The following is a 21,893-nucleotide window of genomic DNA, read 5'->3' on the forward strand; positions in this document are numbered from 1 at the left end:
TCGACCGCCAGCGGCGCGGCGTCGGCCTTGAGCATGCCCCTGGCGGCAAGTTCGGCGATGCCGCTGCCGGCCAGTTGCTGGCCAAGCGCGATCTCGGGCAGGTCGATCTGCTTGATGTCGATGGAAACCGGCAGCGTCGTCGTGCCGCCGCTCGGCGCCGGCTGCGTGCTGGCCACCGGCAACCGGGCGAGTTCTATGCGCTCGGCAGCGATGCGGTCGGCGCTGAAGTTTTTCGACAGCAGCGCCAGCGGCGACCAGTCGACGGCCACCTTGCGCGCCACCAGCCAGGCACCCTCGCGATCCTCCAGCACGACATGGTCGACGCTGAGGGCTCCCGACCAGATGCCGTCTATGCCGCTGACCGTGATCTTGCGGTCGTCGGTCGATGCCAGCCGCGAAATGATGCCGGCGAGATTGTCGCGGCCGCGCTCGGTCTTGGTTAGCACCACCAGCGCGCCGATCGCTCCCGCAATCACGATCAGCAGGGTGTAGAGAACAATGCGGAGGATGCGCCAGACTGTTTTCATCGCTCAGAATGCCTGTCCGATGCCGGCATAGATGCCGAAATGCGGATCGCCCGGATCGCGGTTGAGCGGCACGGCCGCGTCGATGCGCAGCGGCCCGAACGGCGTGACATAGCGCAGGCCGACGCCGGCGCCGACCTTGACATCGGAGAAATCGGGAACCGATTTGGTCGACACGGTGCCGGCATCGACGAACGGCACGATGCCGATCGTGTCGGTGATGGCGATGCGCATCTCGACCGAGGTTTCGAAGAAGGACAGGCCGCCGATCGGCTGGCCGGTGAAATCCTTCGGACCGATGCCCTGATAGGCGTAGCCGCGCACCGAACCGCCGCCGCCGGAATAGAAGCGCCGGTCGGCCGGCACATTCTGAAGCCCGGTGCCCACGATCGAACCGATGGCGACACGTTCGGCCAGCACGAACTTGGAAGCCGAATCCAGCGACTGATAGGCCGACCCTTCGCCCCTCAGCTTCAGGAAGGCCGCACCATTCAAAATGTCGTAGCTCGGCTCGGCATAGGCCAGCACCCGAAAGCCGCTGGTCGGGTTCAGGCGGTTGTCCCTGTTGTCGTAGACATATTGCAGCGGAATGCTGGCGATCAGGTATTTGTGCTTGCCGAAAGCGTCGTGGATGCGGGAATAGTCGAGCGCCACCTCGGCGGAAACCGTCTGCTTCTTGGTCAGTTCGTAGGACAGTCCGGTGCTGCCCTTGATCGAGAAATGGTCATAGGCATCAGGATGTTCGAGCACCGTCTTGACGCTGGCGAAGAACTTCGATGCCGGTCCGATCACACCGGGTTTCTCGAACATGATGCCGGCATTGTAGTTGAGTTCGCCGAGATCGTTGCTGCCGATGCCGCTGATCTTGCCATCGATGCGCAGCTTCTCGGCCCGGCCGAACAAATTGCGGTGGCCCCAATAGCCCTCAAGGCCCAGCCCCTCGGTGTTGGAAAAAGTGCCGCCGACGCCGAAATAGCGTGGCTTGCGCTCGCTGACCTGGACGCCGATCGGAATGTTGCCGTCGGCATCGAGCGTGTCGGCTTCCTTGAACGTCACGCTGTTGAAGACCTCGAGCGCCAGCAACCGGTCGCGCGCATCGTCGATCTCTTGCGGCGAGTATTGCCGGCCGCGCTTGAGGCCGGTCATGTATTCGGTGAAGTCGCGGTCGACCTTCTCGGTGCCTTCCACGGTGGTCGGGCCATAGCCGGCGACCGGTCCGGCGGCGACCGTCAGCGTCACGTCGAGCGTCGAGGTGGCATGGTCGGCGACGATCTGGCGGTCCGTCACCTCTGCCAGCGGCCTGCCTTGCTCCTTCAGCGTCCGCACGATCAGCGCCTCGGCCTTGAGCACTGCGCCGGATCCGGCGTCGCCGCCTGATATCAGGCCATAATCGGCGCTCATCAGTCCTGCCGCGTCGCCTTGCAGCCTGATATTGCCCAAGGTGAATTTCGGCCCGGTAGCAATGTCGATCGCCACGGGAACCGGCTGCGGACCCTTGAATTCGGCATCCGGCGGCAAATCGTCGAGCGGCTTGCCGTCGATGGTGACGGTGACGACGCCTTCGTAGCGGGCATCGGCATAGAGCGCGGCGACAAGCTGTTCGCGGTCGCTGCGCGCCTTGGCCATCAGCCCGAGCGAGCCTGAAACCGGACGCTCCTCGTCGCTCTTCAGCGCCGAGGCATTTTCGAGCTTCTTGACCAGGTTCTTGTCGGCATCGGGGGCATTGATGGTCACGGCGTAGCGCAGCGGATCGACGATGTCGGCATCCTCGTCGCTGGACGATCCCCACAGCTTGATGCCGAAAAGCTCGAAAGCGGCCGCCGGGGACGATTCGGCGACGAGCACGGTCGAGCACATCATGGCCAGCAGCAGGGCGCGCGGAAGCGCACGCCCTGGCGCGCGACCTCCTGACATCTGCTCTTCATGCGCCGGCATTAAGACAACCTAGGTTACAAAACTAAAATTGGAATGAAGTTCTGAAGCGCTCGTAAAGGGGCCACAATCCAATTGTCTGAAATAGGACGGGCTTGGAATTCACACCTTTTGCGTCGCCGCAAGAAAGCGTGATCCCCTGTCCTATGGAGGTACTACCGGTCATCGACCGGAAAGGAAACCGTTGGCAGGCGGAACCCTGCCGCGTCCTTGTGTTGACAAGCCTGACTGAAGCTTGATCATGCCCGGACGTCAGCTGTGTCTGGAGGGGTGTTATGGCAATGCGCGCGGCTCGTGGTCTTTCGATTCTGATTCTCCTGTTTTTTGCCTGGGCCAATGTCCTGGCCTGGAGCAGCGTCTCGCAGGCGGCCGAGGCCCGGCGTATCGCGACAACGGACAATTCCGATTATTTCGGTTTTGATCTCAGGTCCGACCAGAATGTGACAATCGACCAGTGCAAGACGACATGCCTGGGAGACCCGGCCTGCCGCGCCTTCACCTACAATAAAAAAGCCAAATGGTGCTTCCTCAAATCCGACTACAACCAGTTGAAAACCTTCAACGGCGCGGTCGCCGGCAAGGTCGTCAACATCGATGGCGATCCTGATATCGGCGCGCCGCCGGAACTCGCCTTTTTCCCCAACTGGATGGCCGACCAGGCCCAGCAATACCGCAACAAGCTGCTCGGCCCGGCCTATGACAAGCCGACAGAAGGCATGGCTGCCTTGCTGAGTGCCGCCGAACAGGCCGTGCTGACCGGCGACCACCGCTCCGCCATGCTGAAATACGAGGCCGCTGTCTCGGTACTGCCCGATGATGGCCAGCTCTGGCTCAACCTGGCGCGTGAAACGCTGGCCGTGCAGCCCGCCGCCAGCACATCCGAAGCTTCCACTTTGCCGACGAACGGCACTTCGGCCGCATTCAATGCCTATAAACTACTGCGCACCACCAAGACGCGCGCCGAAGTGCTGGCGCTGCTCGGCAACGGCCTCGACAAGCGCGATCTCTACCGGCCGGCGCTACAGGCCTATGAGGCGAGCCTTGCCCTGAACCCGTCGCCGGCGGTCCAGGCCGACTATGCCGATCTGAAGGCGCGCAAGGGTTTCCGCGTTATCGACCACACCATCGACGCCGACACCAGCGCGCCGCGCATCTGCGCGCAATTCTCCGAAGATCTGGTCAAGACCGGCGTCGATTACGCGCAATTCGTCACCGTCGACAATGCACCGCCCAAGGGCGTCGAGGCCAAGGACAAGCAGATCTGCGTCGAAGGGCTGGAGCATGGCCAGCACTACGACGTCACCTTCCGCGCCGGCCTGCCGGCGGCAATCGGCGAAGTGACCGCGGCACCCGTGGTGCTGTCGATCTATGTCCAGGACCGCGCACCGTCCGCCCGCTTCACCGGTGATAGCTTCGTGCTGCCGGCCGGCGCGCGCCGCGGTATTCCGATCGTTACCGTCAACATGAACGCCGCCGAGATGAAGCTCTATCGCATCGGCGATCGTTCGCTGGCACAGCTTCTGTCGGGCTACCAGTTCCTGCACCAGCTGGACGGCTATGACATCTCCAACATTTCCGAGCAGATGGGCGCGCCGGTCTGGCAAGGCCAGCTCGACATCGCCAATGACCTCAACAAGGAGGTCACCACCTCCTTCCCGGTCGACGAGGCGGTGCCGCAGCGCAAGCCCGGCGTCTACGTGCTGACCGCCCAGGCCGTCAACAACAAGAGCGACGACTACAACTCGATGGCCACGCAATGGTTCGTCGTCTCCGACATCGGCCTGTCGACCTATACCGGTCAGGACGGGCTCAATGTCTTTGCCCGTTCGCTGGGCAGCGCCAAGCCGATCGCCGGCGCCGAACTGACGCTGGTCGCCAGGAACAATGAGGTTCTGGGCACGGCGACGTCGGATGCCGACGGCCATGCCGTCTTCAACCCCGGCCTGACGCGCGGCGACGGCGGCATGGTGCCGGCCGTGCTGATGGCCAAGCAGGGCGACAATGACTTCGTCTTCCTCGACATGGGCCGGGCCGGCTTCGACCTGTCCGACCGCGGCGTCACCGGGCGCGCGGCGCCAGGTGCGCTCGACGTCTATGCCTGGACCGAACGCGGTATCTACCGCGCCGGCGAGGATGTTCATGTCGCCGCACTTGCTCGCGACGGTGCCGCCAAGGCGGTCGAAAACCTGCCGTTGACCTTCATCTTCTCGCGCCCCGACGGCGTCGAGGACCGCCGTATCGTCAGCGACGGCGCATCGGCCGGCGGCCATGCCGTCGACCTGCCGCTCGCCCCCAACGCCATGCGAGGCACCTGGTCGGTGTCGATCTACACCGATCCCAAGCAGCCCGCGGTGGCCAGCCAGATGTTCCTGGTCGAGGATTTCGTGCCGGATCGCATCGAATTCGACATGAAGGCCGACAAGCAGGAAATCGCCCAGGGCGAAACCGCCAACATCGACATTGACGGCCGCTTCCTCTATGGCGCGCCGGCAGCAGGCTTGGCGCTGGAAGGCGAGCTGACGCTGTCGACTTCGCGCGACTGGGACCGTTTCCAGGGCTTTTCCTTCGGTCTCGCCGACGAGCAGTCGGCCGAACCCACGGTCACCCCCCTCGCCGATCTGCCGGTGGTTGGCGATGACGGCAAGGCGACCTTCCCGGTCTCCGTCGACCAACTGCCCTCGACCACCAAGCTGGTCGACGCCAAGGTGACGGTCAGGATGCGTGAAACCGGCGGCCGCGCCATCGAGCGCTCGCTCAACATCGGCATCCGCCCGCAGGGCCATATGATCGGCATTCGTCCGGATTTCGCCGACAATGAAGTGCCGCAGGGCGGCACGGCCAAGTTCAGCCTGATCGCCGTCGATCCCGACGGCAAGCGTGAGGCGCTGAAAGGCGCGCAATGGACGCTGGTCAAGGTCGAACGCAATTACCAGTGGTACCGCTCCAACAATTCGTGGAATTACGAGCCGGTGACCTTCACCAAGTCGATCGCCAACGGCCAGGTCGACCTCAACGCCGACGGCGACGCAACGGTCTCCGTGCCGGTCGATTGGGGTCAGTACAGGCTCGAGGTTGAAACCGCCGATCCGGAAGGACCGGCGACCAGCTACGAGTTCGACGCCGGCTGGTATGTCTCCTCGACCACCACCGAAACGCCTGACGGCCTCGAAATCGCCCTCGACAAGGACAATTATGCCGCCGGCGAAGTGGCCAAGCTGAAAATCTCGCCGCATTTTGCCGGCGAACTCTTGATCAACATCGGCTCCGACAAGCTGTTGAAGACCATCACGGCGTCAGTGCCGGCCGGCGGCAGCACCGTCGACATTCCGGTCGGCGACGACTGGGGCGCCGGCGCCTATGTCACCGCAACCCTGTTCCGGCCGGGCGATGCGCAGGAGACGCGCATGCCGGCCCGCGCCATCGGCGTGAAATGGCTGAAGGTCGATCCGGGTTCGAAGAAGCTCGCCATCACCTTGACGCCACCGGACAAGACCATGCCGCGCCAGCAGCTGTCGATCCCGGTTTCGGTCGCCGGCGTGCAGCCGGGCAGCAATGCCTATGTCATGGTTGCCGCCGTCGATGTCGGCATCCTCAATCTGACCAGCTACAAGGCGCCGGATCCGGAGAACTGGTTCTTCGGCCAGCGCATGCTGGGCATGGAAATCCGCGACATCTACGGTCGCCTGATCGACGGTTCTCTGGGCAACGCCGGCAAGCTCAGGACCGGCGGCGACGGCGCCAACATGCAGGCGCAAGGCAGCCCGCCGACCGAAAAGCTTGTCGCCTTCTTTTCCGGCGTCGTCGAGCTTGACGCCGACGGCAAGGCGCGGGTCGACTTCGACATCCCGCAGTTCAACGGCACCGTGCGCGTCATGGCCGTCGCCTGGACCAAGGACGCGGTCGGCCACGCCCAGTCCGACGTGATCGTGCGCGATCCCGTGGTCATCACCGCCGGCCTGCCGCGCTTCCTGGCGCCTGGTGACGCCGCCGTTATGCGCCTCGACGTCGCCGACACCGATGGTCCGGCCGGCGACTATGCGTTCTCGATCGAAACGACGGGCGACCTGTCGACGGGCGACAAGCCCCTGCCCCAGAAGCTGACGCTCGCCCAGGGCAAGCGCCAGACGCTAACCGTGCCGCTGATCGCTCAGACGGCCGGCAATGCCTCGCTCACCATCAAGCTTGCCCATGCCGACGGCACCAAGGTCGAGCAGACGCTCTATGTGCCGGTGCGCCCGGCGCAATTACCGGTCACCACCCGCCTGGTGGTCGACCTCAAGGGCGATGGCGGCGCGCTTCGCGTCGACAAGGAGCTGCTCGCGGCAAGCCTGCTCGACGGCGCCTCTGTCAGCGTCGGCGTTTCGCAGGCTGCCGCCTTCGACGTGCCTTCGCTGCTGATGACGCTCGACCGCTACCCCTATGGGTGCGCCGAGCAGACCACCAGCCGCGCCATGCCGCTTCTCTACGTCAATGAATTGGCGTCAGGCATCGGCATGGCCAGCGATCCAGATATCCATGGCCGCATTCAGGACGCCATCTACAAGGTTCTGAGCTATCAGGCCTCGGGCGGCAGCTTCGGCCTGTGGGGGCCGGGCTCCGGCGATCTGTGGCTCGATGCCTATGTCACCGACTTCCTGACCAGGGCGCGCGAGCAGAAATACGACGTGCCGAGCCTGGCCATGAACCAGGCGCTCAGCAACCTGCAGAACTCACTCGGCTACGACCAGAGCGTCCAGGACCGGGGCAGCGAGATCGCCTACGCCCTCTACGTTCTGGCCCGCAACAAGAAGGCCTCGATCGGCGACCTGCGCTACTATGCGGACACGCAACTCGAAGCTTTTTCCAGCCCGATGGCCGTTGCCCAGCTGGCGGCAAGCCTGGCGCTCTACGGCGATACACCGCGTGCGGAATCGACGTTCAAGACTGCCCTGCAGTTGGCCAAGTCGACCACCGACTACGACTACTACCGCTCCGACTACGGTTCGCGGCTGCGTGATGGCGCGGCGATGCTGGCGTTGGCGGCGGAATCCAAGCCGGTACCGACAATCGTGCCGGAGCTGATCAGGCTGGTGACCAGGGAACGCGCCGAAGCCCGCTGGACCAGCACCCAGGACGAATCCTGGATGCTGCTGGCGGCCCGCGCGCTGAAAGAAGGCAATGATACGATCACGCTGACCGTCAATGGCGCGGCACATTCCGGCGGCTACTCCGACCAGGTCGAAGGCTCTGACCTTGTCGAAAGCCCGCTGACCATCGCCAACACCGGCAAGACCCCGCTGCAGGCCGTCGTCACCACGGTGGCGTCGCCGGTCCAGCCCCTGCCGGCCGGCGGCGATGGCTTCACCATCAGCCGCACCTACTACAAGCTCGACGGCACCGAGGCCAATGTCACCGAAGCGACGCAGAACGAACGCTATGTCGTCGTGCTCAAAGTCAACGAGCAGAACACATGGCCATCGCGCCTGCTGGTCACCGACCTGTTGCCGGCCGGCTTCGAGATCGACAATCCCGGCCTGGTCTCCAGCGCCCAGTTGACGAACTTCTCGTGGCTGGCGCAGACCGATGCGGCCCATCTCGAATTCCGCGACGACCGTTTCGTCGCGGCATTCAACCCGGCCGACGGCGACCACGACCACAATCTGACCCTCGCCTATGTCGTGCGCGCCGTGACGCCGGGTACCTATGCGCACCCCGCGGCAACGGTGGAAGACATGTATCGGCCGCAATACTCGGCCCGCACCGCCACCGGCATGATGGAGATCAAGGCGCCGTAAGGCGCTGATGGTGATGGACGCGATGAGCAAAGTGCCCCCTCACCCGCCCTCCGCTTCGCTCGGTCGACCTCTCCCCGAGGGGAGAGGAGACGGCCAGCGCTGGCGCCAGTCTCTTCTCCCCACCGGAGGGAAGGCGGCCGCGAAGCGGCCGGATGAGGGGGCATCTTTACTGCCATGAAGATGCTTCGCAAATTCGCTGTTGGAGCGGCAGGGTGCGCCGGCATCCTCGCCCTTTCCGCCGCGTCCCTCTGGGAACTCGACCGCGCCTTCCCGCCCCCGCTTCCAGCCGAACTCACGGTCTCCACCGAAGTCCAGGACCGCGATGGCCAGTTGTTGCGCGCCTTCGCCACGCCGGACGGCTACTGGCGGCTCGAAACCCGGCTCGACCAGGTCGACAAGCAATTCGTCGACATGCTGGTCACCTATGAAGACAAACGTTTCTGGGATCATGAGGGCGTCGACGTGCTGGCGCTGGCGCGCGCCGCCGGCCAGTTCGCCACCAGCGGCCACATCGTTTCCGGCGGCTCGACGCTTTCGATGCAGCTTGCCCGGCTGATCGAGCCGCGCGAAAGCCGCAGCCTCGGCTCCAAGATCAAGCAGATGCTGCGCGCCATCCAGATCGAACGGCGGCTGTCGAAACGCGAAATCCTCGAACGCTACCTCACGCTGGCGCCTTATGGCGGCAATCTGGAAGGCGTGCGCGCCGCCTCGCTGGCCTATTTCGGCAAGGAGCCGAAACGGCTCACCGTTTCCGAATCCGCCCTGCTCGTCGCTCTGCCGCAGCTGCCGGAAAAGCGTCGGCCCGACCGCAATTTGAAGATCGCCCACGCCGCCCGCGACCGGGTGCTGACCCGAATGGTCTCCTCCCGCCTGCTCGGCGAGCGCGAGGCCGCACGGGCCGCCCTCGACGATGTCTCGGACCTGCGCCGCACGCTGCCGGCGCTCGCCGCGCACGCCGCCTATGCGATGTTGCCCAAGGCCGTCCCCGGCCAGCCCTTGCAACTGACGATCCGCAAGAGCGTCCAGGAGGGGCTGGAACAGGTGGCGAGGGACGCGGCCACCAAGCTCGGCCCTCGCCTGTCGGTCGCCATGGTGCTGGCCGACTCCCGCACCGGCGACATCCTTGGCGAAGTCGGCTCGGCCAATTTCTTCGACGCCAGCCGCTCCGGCTGGATCGACATGACAAAGATCGTCCGCTCGCCCGGCTCGACGCTGAAGCCGTTCATCTACGGTCTTGCCTTCGAACAGGGCCTGGTGGCGCAGGAGACGCTGATCGATGACAGCCCTGTCGATTTCTCCGGCTACCGGCCGAAGAATTTCGACATGGGCTACCAGGGCGATGTCAGCATCCGGCAAGCCCTGCAACTGTCGCTCAACGTGCCGGCGATCCGCGTGCTCGACGCGGTCGGGCCAACGCGGCTGATGGCGCGCTTCCGCCAGGCCGGCGTCAGCCCCATACTGCCGGTCAACGAGGCGCCGGGCCTGGCCATCGGCCTTGGCGGCGTAGGCGTCACGCTGCGCGACCTCGCCCAGCTCTACACAGGGCTCGCCAATGGCGGCAAGACGCACACGCTGCATGACGGCACCGAGCCGGCCAATGCCGAGCGCACCAGCGCCACCATCCTCGACGGTCAGGCCAACTGGCAGATCATCGACATACTGTCGGGCGTCAAGCCGCCCGAGGGTGCCCTGCAGCGCGGCATTGCCTACAAGACCGGCACGTCCTACGGCTACCGCGACGCGTGGTCGGTCGGCTTCGACGGCCGCTATGTGCTCGGTGTCTGGGTCGGCCGTCCCGACGCCGGCGCGGTGCCCGGACTGTCCGGTTATGTCTCGGCCGCTCCCATCCTGTTCGAGGGTTTTGTCCGCTCGGGCCTGGCCACCGTCCCCTTGCCGGGCAAGCCGCCCGGACTGTTCAGCCCCAGGCGCGAGGACCTGCCGGTGACGCTCGCCCGCTTCGGCGCCGGGGCGGACGGCCTGGTGCAGGCGACAGTGACCGAACCCGCACCGACCATCATCTTCCCGCCCGACGGCGCCCGCGTCGATCTCGGCACCAATTCGGTCGACGCCTCGCCGCTGGTGCTGAAGCTGCAAGGCGGCCGTGCGCCGTTCCGCTGGCTCGCCAACGGCAAGCCGCTGGTGGGCATCGACCGTCGCCGCACCGCGACCTGGCAGCCCGACGGCGCCGGCTATTCGACGCTGACCGTCATCGACGCCGCGGGACGCGCGGCGAGCGTGAAGGTGTTTGTCGAATAGACGGCTGCAAGCGATTCGTGGAATTGGCTTTCCACAGGCTCAGCGGATAGCGGGATACTTCACCCATGCCTGTTCCGAGGCACCCCCCTCTGGCCTGCCGGCGATCTCCCCCGCAAGGAGGGCGATCGGATGTCCTTGCCGCTTTCGCCAGTTATCAATGGTGGAGCAGGACGCCAAAGCTGACAATCTCCCCCCTTGCGGGGGAGATGCCTGGCAAGGCAGAGGGGGGTGCCTCGCGCGATCCTTTCCTGTCGGCAGCCTCAGCACTGGCAGCAACAATCCTTGTCACGGCAATCACCCTCCCTGCTCTCGCTGACCCACTCCCCGCCGGCTTTGTCCGGCTCGCCGATGTCGACCCCTCGATCCGCCAGGACATCCGCTACGCCGGATCGGATAATTTTCTGCACCGCAAGGTGAACGGCTATGGCGCCCCGGTCTGCATCCTCACCGAGGATGCGGCGAAGGCACTCTCCGCTGTCCAGAAAGCGATCGCGGCCAAACGCCTGACCCTGGTGGTGTTCGATTGCTACCGCCCTGCCCGCGCCGTCGCCGACATGGGCGAATGGACAAAACAGGGCGGGCCGCCCGATCCGCAATGGTATCCGGAGGTCAGGCGCAGCGACCTGATCGCCAAGGGCTATGTCGGAGAGTTGTCGACTCATTCACGTGGCTCGACCGTCGACGTCGCCGTCGCCCAGATGGACCGCAGGTCCAGCCCGAACCCGGCCTGCGGCACCGGGGATGCCGACACGCTCGATTTCGGTACCGGTTTCGACTGCTTTGATTCAATGAGCGAAACCGCATACCGCGGCCCTGCCAGTGAAGCGGCGGCAAATCGCAAGATGCTTGTCGAAGCCATGCGCGCGGGCGGCTTCAAGAACTATGCAAGGGAATGGTGGCACTTCACGCTGAAAAGCGAACCGTTCGCCAAACAGCGTTTCGACTTTCCCATCACCGCCGATTGAGGCACCGGATCAAATTCCACACCTTGCCTCGGCACTACCCATTGCTAGATAGGCTGAGTGGCAGGGCCATGGATTCTTCCTTTGGCCGCAAGAGGAAAATATTTCTCCAAAGGACGAAATGGCGCCGAACATTTTCTCAAGAGGGGCAAAAAAGGCAACATTGAATGCACCTAATTTCTACCAATTCGGTAGATTTGGCGCAGGTTCAACGGAGGCAGAAATGACCAAACCTCATTTCAGGAAACTGCTCGGCGCACTGGTCGCCACATCTGTCCAGTTCGGCACGCTCGGTTTCGCGTTTGCCGATACCACCATTCTCAACGTCTCCTACGATCCGACACGCGAGCTCTACAAGGCCTATGACGAAGCTTTCGTCGCCCATTGGAAGGCCGAGACCGGAGAGACGGTCACCGTCCAGCAGTCGCATGGCGGATCGGGCGCCCAGGCCCGCGCCGTGATCGACGGCCTCGACGCCGATGTGGTGACGCTGGCACTCGAAGGCGACATCAATGCCATCGTCTCGAAGTCGAAGAAGATCAATCCGGACTGGCGCACCAAATTCGAAAACAATTCGGCGCCCTACACCTCGACCATCATCTTCCTCGTGCGCAAGGGCAATCCCAAGGGCATTCACGACTGGAGCGACCTCGTCAAGGACGGTGTCCAGGTGATCACGCCCAATCCCAAGACGTCCGGCGGCGCGCGCTGGAACTATCTCGCCGCATGGGCCTACGCCAACGCCAATGACGGCGGCGACGAGACCAAGACCAAGGAGTTCGTCGGCAAGCTCTACGCCAATGCCCCGGTGCTCGACACCGGCGCGCGCGGCTCGACCGTGACCTTCGCGCAAAAGGGTCTCGGCGATGTGCTTATCGCCTGGGAAAACGAGGCCTATCTGGCGCTCGACGAGTTCGGCGCCGACAATTTCGACATCGTCTACCCGCCGACCTCCATCCTGGCAGAACCGCCGGTGGCGGTGGTCGACGCCAATGTCGATGCCAAGGGCACGCGCAAGATCGCCGAAGCCTATCTGAGCTGGCTCTATTCCAAGGAAGCGCAGACGATCATCGCCAAGAACCATTATCGTCCTGCCAAGCCCGATCTGGTGCCGGCCGAGGACCTCGCCAAGCTGCCGCCGATCAAACTTGTAACCATCGACGATCCACAGTTTGGTGGCTGGAAAAAAGCACAGCCTTATCATTTCGGCGATGGTGGTATATTCGACCAGATCTACAAGCCCCAGTAAGCAGTCGATATTCAGGACGACATGACCACAGCACCCGCCCAGGCGGGGTGGCGATTCAGGCAGCCGAGCGTCATTCCGGGTTTCGGATTGACGCTCGGCTTCTCGCTTGCCTACCTCACCCTCATCATCCTCATCCCGCTATCCGGGCTGCTCTGGCGCTCGGCCGCCCTTGGCTGGCCTGAATTCTGGGCGATCGCCACCGATCGCCGCACCATCAATGCGCTGAGAATCAGCTTCGGCACTGCCTTCGTCGCGGCTGCTGTCAACGTCGTCTTCGGCACGCTGGTCGCATGGGTGCTGGTGCGTTACCGCTTCCCCGGCCGCCGCATCGTCGATGCCATGGTCGATCTGCCCTTCGCCTTGCCGACGGCTGTGGCCGGCATCGCGCTGACCACGCTCTACGCGCCGAACGGCTGGATCGGCAAATTGCTGATGCCGCTCGGCATCAAGGTCGCCTATACCCCGCTCGGTATCGTCATCGCGCTGATCTTCATCGGCCTGCCCTTCGTCGTGCGCACCGTGCAGCCGATCATGGAGGAGATCGACAAGGAAGTGGAGGAAGCCGCGGCCACCCTTGGCGCCAATCGTTTCCAGATCATCACCCGCATCCTGTTTCCGGGCCTGGCGCCGGCCATCGTCACCGGCTTCGCGCTCGCCTTCGCGCGCGGCGTCGGCGAATACGGCTCGGTCATCTTCATCGCCGGCAACTTGCCCTACAAATCAGAGATCGCGCCGCTGCTGATCGTCATCCGGCTGGAGGAATATAATTACCCGGCGGCAACCGCGATTGCGGCGATCATGCTCGCCCTGTCATTCATCATGCTTTTGGTCGTCAATCTCGCACAGTCGTGGAGCCGCAAGCGCTATGGCTGATCCGGAGATCAAATCTTACGAACCGCACCATGAAAGCCAGTCGGCGGCGGTCACGGAAAGCCGCCCGGCGCGTCTGGCCCTGATGGCCGTCGCCTTTGCCTTCCTCGGCATTTTCCTGCTCTTGCCGCTGATCATCGTCTTCAACGAAGCCTTCGCCAAGGGCATCGGTGCCTACACCGAAGCGCTCGGCAATCCCGACACACGCTCGGCGATCCGGCTGACGCTGCTGGTCGCCGCGATCTCGGTACCGCTCAACATTGTGTTCGGCATCTCCGCCGCCTGGGCGATCGCCAAGTTCGAGTTCAAGGGCAAGGCCTTCCTGACCACGCTGATCGACCTTCCCTTCTCGGTCTCCCCGGTCATATCGGGCCTCGTCTATGTGCTTCTATTCGGCGCCCAGGGGCTGCTCGGCACCTGGCTGAAAGCGCACGGCATCGTCATCCTGTTTGCCGTGCCGGGCATCGTGCTGGCCACAATCTTCGTCACCTTCCCCTTCGTCGCCCGCGAGTTGATCCCGCTGATGCAGGAGCAAGGCAATGGCGACGAGGAGGCAGCGCTTTCGCTTGGCGCCAATGGTTGGCAGACCTTCTGGTACGTGACCTTGCCCAACGTCAAATGGGGGCTGCTCTACGGCGTGCTCCTGTGCAATGCGCGCGCCATGGGCGAGTTCGGCGCAGTCTCGGTGGTGTCGGGCCATATACGCGGCCTGACCAACACCATGCCGCTGCATGTCGAAATCCTCTATAACGAGTACAACGCCGTCGGCGCCTTCGCCGTCGCTTCATTGCTTGCGGGCCTGGCGCTCGTCACGCTGGTCTTGAAAACACTTCTCGAGATGCGCTACGGCGCCGAGATCGCCGCGACGCGCGGACACTGACAGAGGGATTTGCATGGAAGTTCGCGTTGCCAACGTGCGCAAGGAGTTTGACCGGTTTCCGGCCCTCCACGACGTGTCGCTCGATATCAAGTCGGGCGAACTGATCGCGTTGCTGGGGCCGTCCGGCTCCGGCAAGACGACGCTGCTCAGGCTGATCGCCGGACTGGAGCGGCCGACGCGCGGAAACATCTTCTTCGGCGACGAGGACGCCTCGCACAAGTCGATCCAGGATCGCAATGTCGGCTTTGTCTTCCAGCACTATGCGCTGTTCCGGCACATGACGGTGGCCGACAATATCGGCTTCGGCCTGAAGGTCCGGCACGGGCCGTCGCGCCCGCCGGCGCAGGAGATCCGCCGCCGCGCCTCCGAGCTTCTAGACCTTGTCCAGCTGTCGGGGCTGGAAAAGCGCTATCCGGCGCAGCTTTCCGGCGGCCAGCGGCAGCGCGTGGCGCTGGCGCGCGCCATGGCCATCGAACCCAAGGTGCTGCTGCTCGACGAACCGTTCGGCGCGCTTGACGCGCAGGTGCGCCGGGAATTGCGCCGCTGGCTGCGCGAAATCCATGACGCCACCGGCCACACCACCGTCTTCGTCACCCACGACCAGGAAGAGGCGCTGGAGCTTGCCGACCGCGTCGTGGTGATGAGCCAGGGTCGCATCGAGCAGGTCGGCACCGCCGACGACATCTACGACACGCCGAACTCGCCCTTCGTCTACGGCTTCATCGGTGAATCGAGCTCGCTTCCCGTCAAAGTCGAGAATGGCGAGATCTGGCTCGCCGACCGTCCGATCGGGCTTGCCGCGCCCAACGAGCCCTCGGGCGATGCGACGCTCTACTTCCGCCCGCACGATGTCGAATTGCTGGACGGCTGCAGCGGCTGCATCGCCGGCACGGTCGCCGCCAGCCGGCGCGTCGCCGGCACGCGCCGGGTCGAGCTTGAAATCGGTGGTGAGCGTCAGCGGGTCGAAATCGAGTTGCCGGTCGATCATCCCGCGGCGCAAAAAAGCCGGGTGGCGTTCCGCCCCGGCCGCTGGAAGCTTTTTCCGGCGGCTTGATTCTCGGCTCAAGCGCTACGCCAACCGGTTTTCGACCTTCAGATTCCTGATCCGGGTGAACTCTCCCGTGTTGGGCTGCGGTTGTTGCGAAACAGCTTCGCCTCCTTGGGCGGCGTTGAATGACGGTTCTGGGGCATGGCGGCAGCTCTTTGTATATGCCTTTTGTATATGCCATGCAGCACCGCAAACAAGGCGCAGAAAAACTCCGACGAAGGTAGCCATCTCCTGGAACAGAATTCCAACAGGTGCCAACTTAGGCGATATATTTTCCCACGACGAGGCCGCGAACCGAGAGCGCATGCCTCGTCGCGCATGATACGTCACGGCTATGGTCCGACCATCAACGCATTGCATCGGAGCCTGTTTTCATGAAACGATTTTTCCTCGGGCTTGCCACCGTCGCCGGCCTGTTCCTTGCATCCTCCCAAGCCTGGTCGGCCGACAAACTGCTCAACGCATCCTATGATGTCGGCCGCGAACTGTTCGTGCAGGTCAACAAGGCTTTCATCGCCCAGCATCCGGGCGTCACCGTCGACCAGTCGCATGCCGGCACTTCGGCGCAGGCACGCGCCATCGCCGAGGGTCTTGGCGCCGACGTTGTTACCTTCAACCAGGTCATCGACATCGACTTCCTGGTCAAGAAGGGCCTCGTCTCGGCCGACTGGCAGAAGGATTTCCCTGACAATGCCTCGCCCTTCTATTCTCTGCCTTCGTTCCTTGTCCGCGCGGGCAACCCCAAGCACATCAAGGACTGGAACGATCTCGTGCGCGACGACGTGCAGGTGATCTTCCCAAACCCGAAAACATCCGGCAATGCGCGCTACACCTATCTGGCGGCCACCGCCTACGCCAAGGAAGCCTTCAAGGGCGATGACGCCAAGGTGAAAGAGTTCATCACCAAGCTGTTCAACAACGTGCCGATCTTCGACACCGGCGGCCGCGCCGCGACCACCACCTTCGTGCAGCGCGAGATCGGTGATGTGCTGATCACCTTCGAGTCGGAGACGCGCGGCATCCGCAAGGAGTATGGCGACGACAAGTTCGAGCAGGTTACGCCTTCGGTCAGCCTGCTGGCCGAATTCCCGGTCGCCATCGTCGACAAGGTTGCCGACGATCACGGCACGCGCGATCTGGCCAAGACCTATCTCGACTTCCTCTACACACCGGAGGGCCAGGACATCGCCGCCCGCAACGGCCTCAGAGCCCGCGACGCCGCTGTGGCGGCGAAATACAAGGCTGATTTCCCCGATGTCCGGCTGCTGACGGTGGAAGACGTTTTCGGCGGCTGGGACAAGGTGCAGAAAGAGCATTTCGCCGCCGGCGGCCTGCTCGACCAGACCTACGGCAGCCGCTGAGGCAGCGATACCTGCACAGCAGACGAAAAAGCCGGCGCGCTGCCGGCTTTTTTCGTTTTTGAACGCCGATAACCTGGTTATCAGCGGAATATCCGCGTTCTCAGTGCAAAACGTTACAAAGAATCAACGCGTTTATGCCTAACGTGCAATTTGGTGGCTGTTTCGCGAAACATCATCGCGCGGCGAAGACGTCATTATTTGCACACAAACAGTCGCCAGATGCGAGTGGTTGGGGCTTTTATGGGTTGATCTGGGCATGCTGACAAAAAAAGGCAAATACGGCCTCAAGGCCCTCGTGCATCTGTCTGGCCTGCCGGCCGGCCAATTGGCCTTCGTCAATGACATCGCTGTGGCCAACAACATCCCGAAGAAATTCCTCGATGCCATCCTGGGCGAATTGCGCAATGCCGGCTTCGTCCAGAGCCGCAAAGGCAAGGAAGGCGGCTACCGCCTTGCCCGGCCGGCCTCCGAAATCAAGATCGGCCATGTCGTGCGCGTGCTTGACGGGCCGCTGGCGCCAATCCCTTGCGCCAGCCGCACGCAGTATCAACGCTGCGAGGATTGCGACGAGGCGACCTGCCAGGTCCGCCACATGATGCTGGAGGTGCGGCAGGCAATCGCCGAAGTGCTGGATAATCGCAGCCTCGCCGCCATGCGCGATGCCGACAATGACGATTTTCCGGTCGAGCTGACGTCGCAGATCTAAACCACCGACTTCAAGCTGATCGCGTTCAGATAGAGATTCCTGCATTGAAGGAGAGGTTCTCCAAATCTCGGGTTGCGAAGCTCGAAATCACGGAGAACCTCATGCAGTTTTGGCCTATCCGTTCACGTTAGACGCAGCCTCGAATACAGCGCGTGCGGACGTCGTACCCGCTACGTGCTCCGTACCCGCCACACCGAGGTCCATCCATCCCGCATTCACGGCCTCGAACATTTCTTCGGCGGGTCCGGAGTGACCCTTCGGGATGCCGAATTGCTCGAACGCTTCCGCCCACCCCGCACGCGGAATTGCAAAGGCTTTCACGGCGAGATTCAGGACTTCACCCAACTGCTCGGCGACTTCATCCGCGGTGACCATCGAACCGATCTCGACGATGCGCTGCCCTGACCACGTCGACCCGGTCAAAAGGGTTGCGACCTCTGCGCCGATGTCGTTCGTCGCAACCATGGTCGATTTCCGGTTTGTCGGATTGTAGTAGACCGGTAGCATTCCGCCCTGCGCGACCTGCAAGCCGTAGAGGAAATTTTCGAAGAATCCCCCCGCGCGCACAAATGCGGTTGGTGATGTCAGGCCGCGAAACCCTTGCTCCAGAAGCGACAAGGCCGCGATCACCCCGTGCCCGCTTGTTCTGTTCGCACCCATCGACGAAAGCGCGACCACTCGCGGCGGCGCTGCCTTGGTCAGAGCCTCGACATAGCTAGCAATCACGCTCCTCGCTTCTTTGTAATCGGGCGACGGCGCCCAGACAGGGGGCAACATGACGAACGCGCCTTCGACGCCTTTGAGGGCTCGCTCGATGGCTGCCGAATCATTCCAGTCGCCGTCTACCAGTTCCACGCCCTGGTTCGCCCAATTGGCCGCCTTGTCGCGGTTGCGGACGAGTGCGCGTACCTCCTTGCCGTGCGCCAGCAGATGCTCTGCCGTTGCGCCGCCAACTTTTCCCGTGATTCCCATTACTAGGAACATGTGTTTTCTCCTGATGTCGGGGGACAGAGCTGCCCCTGTTGGTTCAATGGATGAGCGGCAGAATGGCCCGGATACGGGGATCGCGGAGATAGAGGCCGCCCCAGGTCATCGCGCCCAGAAACAGGGAGATGATTTCCGGCGGCGACCCCAACTCACCGATGCGGAGATGGGCGCAGATGGCACCTCCCAAAAAGCCCGTCACCAGGATCGCGCCGAGGACGGCGGTGACCGGGATGGCGTAGAGGATGGCGCAGGCGAGGATGATCGGACCCACGACACGGGTCAGGTCCATCGCAAACCCGGTTTCCTGCAACATGCTGGCGATCTGTGCCGGCGCGAAAAGCTGAACAGTGCCATCTGCCGTCAGGGCGATGACGACAAACGCGCTCATGATCCGGCCGGCCCACAGGGCGCGATGCAAGGTCATAATTTCCGGTGTCTGATGCAGGTTCACAGTTTCGGACACTTGTCATTCTCCGATGGGGAGATCCCATATTCGAAGCTTACTGTGCCTCTCAAATGTGATAAATGCCGAGAAAATGAACCAACTGTTCTCTTTTTGGGAAACAATCCGAGGCACGAAAATGCAGAATCTCGAACCCATCCTCATTTTCACAACGGTCGCGGAAATGGGGAGCTTCACCCGCGCGGCCGATAGCCTGGGCATCCAAAAGGGGAGAGCCTCAACGGCGGTCCGCAAGCTGGAAGAAGATGTGGGTGTCAGGCTTCTGCACCGGACGACGCGCAGCGTGCGGTTGACGGAGGACGGACGCGCATTTCATGCCCGCGCCCGCGATCTGCTTGCTGAAGTCGATGATCTGCACTCGATGTTCGCAGGCGACCGCGTGGCACTTCGCGGCCGTTTGCGGGTCGACCTTCCGACCGAAGTGGCGCGCACAACGATCGTACCGGCTTTGCCGGATTTCATGGCGGCTCACCCCGAGTTGGAGCTGGAGGTGTCGAGTACGGATCGGCAAGTCGATCTGGTTCAAGAGGGGTTCGATTGTGTATTGCGGCTTGGACCCATTCGCGACGAGACCCTGATTGCCCGCCCGTTGGGCCTGTTGCGCATGGCCAACGCAGCCAGTCCCGCCTATCTGGCGCGCCATGGCGTGCCTCGATCGCTGGAAGATCTCCAGCGTCAGGAACATAGGGCAATTCATTTTTCGACGCTGCTGGGCGCGCGACCCTATGGATGGGAATATCCGGACGGCGACAGCTACGCGACGCTTCAGTTGCCAGGTGCGCTACACGTCAACAGCGCACAGACCTACGAAGCAGCGGCCCTCGCCGGCCTCGGCCTGATCCAGGCGCCACTCTTGGGCATTGGCCGATACTTGGGGAGTGGAGCGCTTGTCGAGATCCTACCCGATTTTCGTCGCCGGCCGCTCGCCGTGTCCCTCGTCGTCGCACATCGGAGCAATCTATCGCGCCGGGTCCGCGCGTTCATGAAATGGATCGAAGATGTGCTGACGCCATATATGGAATAGCGATACGACTATCTTCGTCCGGCCCTCGAAATCAACACTTCGTAAGCGGCGCGCTTGTCTCAAGTCTAGGGCAAGCGAAATTTGCAGAAGTCTTGAGCGCGGACATGACCTTGCACGGCCCAAGCCGACGCAGTAAAGCGGGGTTCGAAGAACGGGCTGGACCGATGAGGCTGTGGTGGTTAGAAAAATCCCGCAAGGCCGCCCGCAAGCTGCCGTCGGCAGCCAGTTTCCGCACTGAAATCATCGCAGACGTCTTCGTCCCGGAACGGGCGGAGGATGTACGCTTCTTCAGCCGCAAGCTGGTTCGCCCTGGCCGGCTTCGCCGCTTTTCCAACAAGGATCTTCGCGAAGGCCTGCTGTCTATCTTCTATCTCGTGGTGGCGGCGGCACTGCCGGTGCGGTGGTGGGCGCCGATCTGCGGCCGCGTATCGAGGTTTCGCCTCAAGCGCCATATGCGCAAGGAATTCCCGGCCTACGCTGCCGCCACGCTCGCGGTGCTGGGCGATGGTATCGATGCACGCAAGCTGTTCGAGGGATTGCTGGCAGCGCGCCACCGCCGCCGCTTGCAGCTCGCCGCACATCTGGTGGCCGGCCGCTGGTCGCCGACGATCCGGCTGGAGGGGTTGGCGGGGCTGCGGTCGGCCTTGCAGCGCGGCCACGGCGCCATCCTCTGGTGCGATCAGTTCACCGCCCAGACCATCATCGGCAAGCGCGCGCTGTACGAGGCCGGTATCGAAGCGCATCAGGTGAGCGTCAACACCCACGGTATTTCCGAATCGGCGTTCGGCTTGCGTTTCCTCAATCCGCCGCTGATCGATGTCGAAAACCGGTTCCTGAAAAGCCGGGTCGTCTTTGGCCGCGACGACACCTATCAAGTCACCATCCGCATCCAGAAGATCCTGAAGCAGAATGGCGTGGTGACGATGACCAACACCGTCCATGCCGGCACGAGCTTCACCGAGGCAGCCATGGGCGAAAGCGGCTGGACGCATCTCGCCTCGGCACCGGCGAATTTCGCCGCCAGGGGCAGGACCGCCCTGTTTGCCATGTCGACCTTCGAAGTGGTTCCCTTCATCGAATACCGGGCCGTGCTCAGCCCCGAGCTGACGCCGGAGGCATCTGTCAGCCCGGCAACGGACATGGCCAGGGATGGCGCCAAGAACATGACTGTGCAGGCGCACTACATCCTGCTCAAGCGCGACCGCCTGCTGGAAGCGCTGAAGCTCTACCCCGAGCAGATGCTGACGTGGTCCCGCCGGCAGCGGCTGACCGAGGCCTCGGACAGCATCGGCATCGGAATGGATGAAGGCTCATGACCGGCGTATCAGACGGACCGCGGCGGCGACGAGCTCACCGACCGGGCGTGTGGCATTGAGTTTCGAGGCGCGCTCATCCGCAGCCGGCGGCTCGAGGATGGCGAACTGGCTGTCGACCAGGCTCGCCGGCATGAAGTGGCCCTTGCGGCTGCCGACGCGCTGCCTGGCCGTACCAGGGTCGATCTCCAGATAGAGGAAGACGATTTCCGGGCAGAAGCCGCTCAGCCGGTCGCGGTAGCTGCGCTTCAGCGCCGAGCAGGCGGCGACCACGCCGTTGCCCTGCCCCACCGACGCGGCGATGCGCTCGCCGATCGCGTTGAGCCAGCCTTCGCGCAGCTGATCGGTAAGCGGCTCGCCGCTTGCCATGCGTGCGACGTTTTCCGGAGGATGCAGCCTGTCGCCCTCGATAAAGGTAACGCCCAGAGCGGCGGCAAGCCCAACGCCCACCGCCGACTTGCCGCAGCCGGCGACGCCCATAACCACGATGGCCGGCACCGAGCCGGGGGCGCTCGTCGGCGCCTGTGCTGCCGCTTCGTCCACT

15 protein-coding genes and 1 pseudogene are annotated in these 21,893 nt (G+C 63.4%); 11 read left to right on the plus strand and 5 right to left on the minus strand.

What is annotated here, in order from left to right:
* Together EOC83_RS33245 and EOC83_RS17640 are read right to left on the minus strand one after the other, a co-directional pair.
* Nucleotides 1-527: pseudogene (locus tag EOC83_RS33245) on the minus strand (hypothetical protein); the annotation flags it as partial.
* 3 nt (nucleotides 528-530) lie between these two features.
* Complete coding sequence (locus EOC83_RS17640) at nucleotides 531-2,459, minus strand: autotransporter assembly complex family protein (RefSeq protein WP_063168512.1); 1,929 nt, start codon at nucleotides 2,457-2,459, stop codon at nucleotides 531-533.
* A gap of 272 nt (nucleotides 2,460-2,731) precedes the next feature.
* Between EOC83_RS17640 and EOC83_RS17645 the strand changes: the two genes are divergently transcribed.
* From EOC83_RS17645 to EOC83_RS17685, 9 genes are all read left to right on the plus strand, one after another.
* Nucleotides 2,732-8,230 carry an alpha-2-macroglobulin family protein gene (locus tag EOC83_RS17645; protein WP_063168513.1) on the plus strand — a complete coding sequence of 1,833 codons (5,499 nt, stop codon included), beginning with the start codon at nucleotides 2,732-2,734 and terminating at the stop codon, nucleotides 8,228-8,230.
* A 174-nt stretch (nucleotides 8,231-8,404) separates the two neighbouring features.
* Nucleotides 8,405-10,486: a penicillin-binding protein 1C gene (gene pbpC / locus EOC83_RS17650; RefSeq protein ID WP_063168514.1), complete on the plus strand. Its 2,082-nt coding sequence runs from the start codon at nucleotides 8,405-8,407 to the stop codon at nucleotides 10,484-10,486.
* A 206-nt stretch (nucleotides 10,487-10,692) separates the two neighbouring features.
* Nucleotides 10,693-11,451, plus strand: a complete 759-nt coding sequence (locus EOC83_RS17655) for a M15 family metallopeptidase (RefSeq protein WP_244514314.1) — start codon at nucleotides 10,693-10,695, stop codon at nucleotides 11,449-11,451.
* A gap of 220 nt (nucleotides 11,452-11,671) precedes the next feature.
* Complete coding sequence (locus EOC83_RS17660) at nucleotides 11,672-12,697, plus strand: sulfate ABC transporter substrate-binding protein (RefSeq protein ID WP_013530876.1); 1,026 nt, start codon at nucleotides 11,672-11,674, stop codon at nucleotides 12,695-12,697.
* Nucleotides 12,698-12,718: 21 nt separating this feature from the next.
* A complete protein-coding gene (cysT, locus tag EOC83_RS17665) occupies nucleotides 12,719-13,570 on the plus strand; it encodes a sulfate ABC transporter permease subunit CysT (protein ID WP_013530875.1) in 852 nt (283 codons plus the stop codon).
* Nucleotides 13,563-14,447, plus strand: coding sequence for a sulfate ABC transporter permease subunit CysW (gene cysW, locus EOC83_RS17670; protein WP_013530874.1), 885 nt, complete (start codon nucleotides 13,563-13,565; stop codon nucleotides 14,445-14,447). The genes cysT and cysW overlap by 8 nt, the downstream gene beginning before the upstream one ends.
* 13 nt (nucleotides 14,448-14,460) lie before the next feature.
* Nucleotides 14,461-15,501, plus strand: a complete 1,041-nt coding sequence (locus EOC83_RS17675; protein ID WP_013530873.1) for a sulfate/molybdate ABC transporter ATP-binding protein — start codon at nucleotides 14,461-14,463, stop codon at nucleotides 15,499-15,501.
* 368 nt (nucleotides 15,502-15,869) lie between these two features.
* On the plus strand, nucleotides 15,870-16,856 hold the full coding sequence (locus EOC83_RS17680) for a sulfate ABC transporter substrate-binding protein (RefSeq protein ID WP_013530872.1): 987 nt from the start codon (nucleotides 15,870-15,872) through the stop codon (nucleotides 16,854-16,856).
* 256 nt (nucleotides 16,857-17,112) lie between these two features.
* Complete coding sequence (locus EOC83_RS17685; RefSeq protein ID WP_013530871.1) at nucleotides 17,113-17,562, plus strand: Rrf2 family transcriptional regulator; 450 nt, start codon at nucleotides 17,113-17,115, stop codon at nucleotides 17,560-17,562.
* 114 nt (nucleotides 17,563-17,676) lie between these two features.
* Here the strand turns inward: EOC83_RS17685 and EOC83_RS17690 are convergent, their stop codons facing one another.
* A complete protein-coding gene (locus EOC83_RS17690) occupies nucleotides 17,677-18,546 on the minus strand; it encodes an NmrA family NAD(P)-binding protein (RefSeq protein WP_027160686.1) in 870 nt (289 codons plus the stop codon).
* 43 nt (nucleotides 18,547-18,589) lie between these two features.
* The gene (locus EOC83_RS17695) at nucleotides 18,590-19,012 is read right to left on the minus strand and encodes a DoxX family protein (RefSeq protein WP_024501529.1); all 423 of its coding nucleotides are present in this window, start codon (nucleotides 19,010-19,012) and stop codon (nucleotides 18,590-18,592) included.
* 73 nt (nucleotides 19,013-19,085) lie between these two features.
* Here EOC83_RS17695 and EOC83_RS17700 point away from each other — a divergent pair, with 73 nt between their 5' ends.
* A complete protein-coding gene (locus tag EOC83_RS17700) occupies nucleotides 19,086-20,036 on the plus strand; it encodes a LysR family transcriptional regulator (protein WP_244514315.1) in 951 nt (316 codons plus the stop codon).
* 164 nt (nucleotides 20,037-20,200) lie between these two features.
* A complete protein-coding gene (locus tag EOC83_RS17705) occupies nucleotides 20,201-21,352 on the plus strand; it encodes a hypothetical protein (RefSeq protein ID WP_063168515.1) in 1,152 nt (383 codons plus the stop codon).
* Here EOC83_RS17705 and EOC83_RS17710 read toward each other — a convergent pair.
* The gene (locus EOC83_RS17710) at nucleotides 21,347-21,892 is read right to left on the minus strand and encodes a gluconokinase (protein WP_027160689.1); all 546 of its coding nucleotides are present in this window, start codon (nucleotides 21,890-21,892) and stop codon (nucleotides 21,347-21,349) included. The two genes, EOC83_RS17705 and EOC83_RS17710, sit on opposite strands and share 6 nt — an antisense overlap.
* Nucleotide 21,893: the final 1 nt, after the last annotated feature.

The organism is Mesorhizobium sp. Primo-A (genome assembly GCF_003997175.1).
GTDB classification, from domain to species: domain Bacteria; phylum Pseudomonadota; class Alphaproteobacteria; order Rhizobiales; family Rhizobiaceae; genus Mesorhizobium; species Mesorhizobium ciceri.

What these genes read in the sequence shown, in the direction of transcription:
- EOC83_RS17645 (WP_063168513.1), top strand. Translation starts at nt 2,732, where the DNA reads ATGGCAATGCGCGCGGCTCGTGGTCTTTCGATTCTGATTCTCCTGTTT.
- EOC83_RS17705 (WP_063168515.1), top strand. Translation starts at nt 20,201, where the DNA reads ATGAGGCTGTGGTGGTTAGAAAAATCCCGCAAGGCCGCCCGCAAGCTG.
- EOC83_RS17675 (WP_013530873.1), top strand. Translation starts at nt 14,461, where the DNA reads ATGGAAGTTCGCGTTGCCAACGTGCGCAAGGAGTTTGACCGGTTTCCG.
- EOC83_RS17685 (WP_013530871.1), top strand. Translation starts at nt 17,113, where the DNA reads ATGCTGACAAAAAAAGGCAAATACGGCCTCAAGGCCCTCGTGCATCTG.
- EOC83_RS17655 (WP_244514314.1), top strand. Translation starts at nt 10,693, where the DNA reads ATGCCTGGCAAGGCAGAGGGGGGTGCCTCGCGCGATCCTTTCCTGTCG.
- cysW (WP_013530874.1), top strand. Translation starts at nt 13,563, where the DNA reads ATGGCTGATCCGGAGATCAAATCTTACGAACCGCACCATGAAAGCCAG.
- EOC83_RS17690 (WP_027160686.1), bottom strand. Translation starts at nt 18,546, where the DNA reads ATGTTCCTAGTAATGGGAATCACGGGAAAAGTTGGCGGCGCAACGGCA.
- cysT (WP_013530875.1), top strand. Translation starts at nt 12,719, where the DNA reads ATGACCACAGCACCCGCCCAGGCGGGGTGGCGATTCAGGCAGCCGAGC.
- EOC83_RS17660 (WP_013530876.1), top strand. Translation starts at nt 11,672, where the DNA reads ATGACCAAACCTCATTTCAGGAAACTGCTCGGCGCACTGGTCGCCACA.
- pbpC (WP_063168514.1), top strand. Translation starts at nt 8,405, where the DNA reads ATGAAGATGCTTCGCAAATTCGCTGTTGGAGCGGCAGGGTGCGCCGGC.
- EOC83_RS17700 (WP_244514315.1), top strand. Translation starts at nt 19,086, where the DNA reads ATGAACCAACTGTTCTCTTTTTGGGAAACAATCCGAGGCACGAAAATG.
- EOC83_RS17680 (WP_013530872.1), top strand. Translation starts at nt 15,870, where the DNA reads ATGAAACGATTTTTCCTCGGGCTTGCCACCGTCGCCGGCCTGTTCCTT.
- EOC83_RS17640 (WP_063168512.1), bottom strand. Translation starts at nt 2,459, where the DNA reads ATGCCGGCGCATGAAGAGCAGATGTCAGGAGGTCGCGCGCCAGGGCGT.